Source organism: Vibrio genomosp. F10 str. 9ZD137 (genome assembly GCF_049974785.1).
Lineage (GTDB): Bacteria > Pseudomonadota > Gammaproteobacteria > Enterobacterales > Vibrionaceae > Vibrio.
Genome location: NZ_JBNGCJ010000141.1, coordinates 1 through 2,696, shown reverse-complemented (window position 1 = coordinate 2,696; position 2,696 = coordinate 1). Strand labels below are relative to the sequence as shown.

The 2,696-nt window shown below is 43.5% G+C and carries 3 protein-coding genes; all 3 read left to right on the top strand.

Features of this window, described 5'->3' with window-relative positions:
* The coding region (locus ACP45E_RS01770; RefSeq protein ID WP_141707179.1) for an AMP-binding enzyme at positions 1-915 on the top strand (915 nt) is incomplete at its 5' end.
* Between the two features lie 148 nt (positions 916-1,063).
* Complete coding sequence (locus ACP45E_RS01765; protein ID WP_026026682.1) at positions 1,064-1,537, top strand: GNAT family N-acetyltransferase; 474 nt, start codon at positions 1,064-1,066, stop codon at positions 1,535-1,537.
* A gap of 36 nt (positions 1,538-1,573) precedes the next feature.
* Positions 1,574-2,696: bifunctional NUDIX hydrolase/phosphatase PAP2 family protein (locus ACP45E_RS01760; protein ID WP_241824245.1), on the top strand; the 1,123-nt coding region annotated here is incomplete at its 3' end.

Sequence of the window (2,696 nt, the reverse complement as noted above, 5' to 3'; positions counted from 1 at the left end):
TGCGAACAATATAAAGTGGATGTATTGTTTTCAGCACCGACAGCGTTTCGTGCAATAAAAAAGGAAGATTCGGAAGGCGCATTACTGACACAGTTTGATCTCTCTAACTTGAAAGCGGTGTTCATGGCTGGTGAGCGTTTAGACCCGCCAACACTTGAGTGGGTGCAATCTAAAACAAATAAACCGGTGATCGATCACTGGTGGCAAACAGAAACTGGGTGGGCGATAGCGAGTAACCCGACAGGCATTGAAAGAATGCCGATTAAAGCAGGGTCTGCGACAAAAGCGGTGCCAGGCTATCAGGTAGAAATACTCAATGAAGTCGGCGAGTCACTGCCAGAAAACCAGCAAGGCTTTGTCGCATTGAAGCGCCCATTACCACCAGGCTGTTTGCCGACGGTATGGCGTAATCATGATCGTTTTGAAAGTGGCTATTTGAGTCAGTTCCCTGGCTACTATGTGTCTGGTGACGGTGGCTATTTGGATGAAGAGGGCTACTTATACATTATGGGCCGGATAGATGATGTCATTAATGTCGCGGGGCATCGCCTATCGACCGGAGAAATGGAAGAGATTGTTGGAGGCCATCCTGCGATTGCTGAGTGTGCCGTTGTTGGTATTCATGATGAGCTTAAAGGTCAGCTACCCCTTGGTTTAGTGGTATTGAAAGACGGTGTGAAAATCGATGATCTCGCATTGGAGGGAGAGCTCGTTGGTAAAGTTCGTAACGAAATTGGTGCGGTTGCATGTTTCAAACACGCGTTAGTGGTTGAGCGATTACCAAAAACGCGTTCAGGTAAAATTTTACGTCGAGTTATTAGGCAGATTGCAGACGGAGAGCAATATACGGTGCCATCAACGATCGATGATCCGGGTAGCCTCGCTGAAATCGAACGAGTGCTGAGTGAAACTTAGATAAATACAGCTACTCTGAATTTTGTTTTGAGAGCAGGTGTGTGACAAACGCAGTAATCCAAATTAAGCCCCGATAATAAGGGGCTTTTTCGTGTAAGTTTCTATACAATCTCAATTATTCATACTTTATTTGTGTCGCGAAAATAACATGACTCCAATTTTGTTCTCTGCAGCCAAATCATCAGACCTAGAACAATTGAATCGGTTGATGTTTGGGCTACACCATGAACACCATCAATCGTGCCCTGATTTTTTTAAAACAGCCCGTGAAATCGAACAGGAAAAAAGCATAGCTCGCTACTTAGATGACCCAGAATGCCTGGTATTTGTGGCTAAAGATAAGCAGGATGTCGTCGGCTTTATTACCGGGCATTTTTGCGAACTGGTGTCGAGTGTCAGTAAACCTATTCAGATGGGCAGTGTGGATGAGCTTTATGTTCTGCCCCAATATAGGCAGAGAAAGATTGCTCATCAACTTTGTGAAACACTGAATCAACGCTTTAAAGAATATGGAGTGGTTCAGATATTTGTTGAAGTTTGGGATTTTAACGCGACGGCATTAGAGTTTTATAACAAGCTTGGGTTCGAGCACCATATTCATTGGTTACGTAAAGCAATATGAATGGTCTCACAATATTTTATATGGAAGGTTTTTAACGTGATTAAGCGGATACTGTTGCTTGTCTTAAGCAGTTTTGCACTATTTTTTTCAACGCTATTAATAGCTCAAGAGTCTTTTGCTCAAGAATCAATAATTCAGAAATCAGTGACTCAAGAAATGCCAGACTCAATTCGTGGTGCTCTTTGTATGGTCAAAGCGAACGAGAAGGTTGTTCTAGTTAATGAAATATTAACCCAACAGATTTCTTTACCTGGCGGAACCATCGATCCAGGAGAACCACCAAGCTTAACGGCTCAAAGAGAAACCTGGGAAGAAACAGGTCTGGTCGTAACGGTCGGTGATGTACTGGGTTATACCAATACAGCGGTTATTTATGATTGTATCTCAGATTCAGAAATCATCGCTTATGAATACAATAACGAGCTCGACGGTAATACGATGCCAATTTGGTTCGCACCACATTACGGGATTGAAGTATCAAGTGCCATGTTATTGCTACCAGAGTTGTTACCCAATGAAAGATACCGCTACCCAGAGCAATGGAATGACATCAAAGCGATGCACCAACATGCAACGGATCAATCCGTTACCTTTGTCAGTGAACTCATAAAGGCGGCGCCTGAGCTGAACCAGTCTCAACTGCACTGGATTGTGAGTATGCAACAATCCGTCGCCTCATTGCCGAGCGTAATATTAGCTGCAATTGAACTGGGTAATGGGTTATTAAACCAACTAACCAAACCTTGGTTGCTACTGATCATTTTGCCTATTTTGTATTGGCGATTTGGAAAAGAATTTAACTACAAAGTTTTCTTTGCAATCACGGCCACTTCCTTGCTGTGCTTGGTTGCACAGCAAGGCTTTGCGATTCCTAGACCACATGCTTATATTCCGGCTATCGATATGTACCATAGCTATGGCTTTGGTTTTCCGAGCTTACCGATTGCTATTTGGTTTTGTATTGCGGGGTTGGTGTACAAACAGATTGATGATGAGTTAAAACAACGCTTTGTTATTGGGTTCCTATCGTTGGTTCTGGTAGTGGGCTTATCTCAGTTCTACAGCGGAAGTGCGTTTATTTGGGACATGCTGATTGGAGCGCTACTGGGAATTCTTGTTGCGTGGCATATCATCCGATTGGAAAGCAAGCCAGATGTCG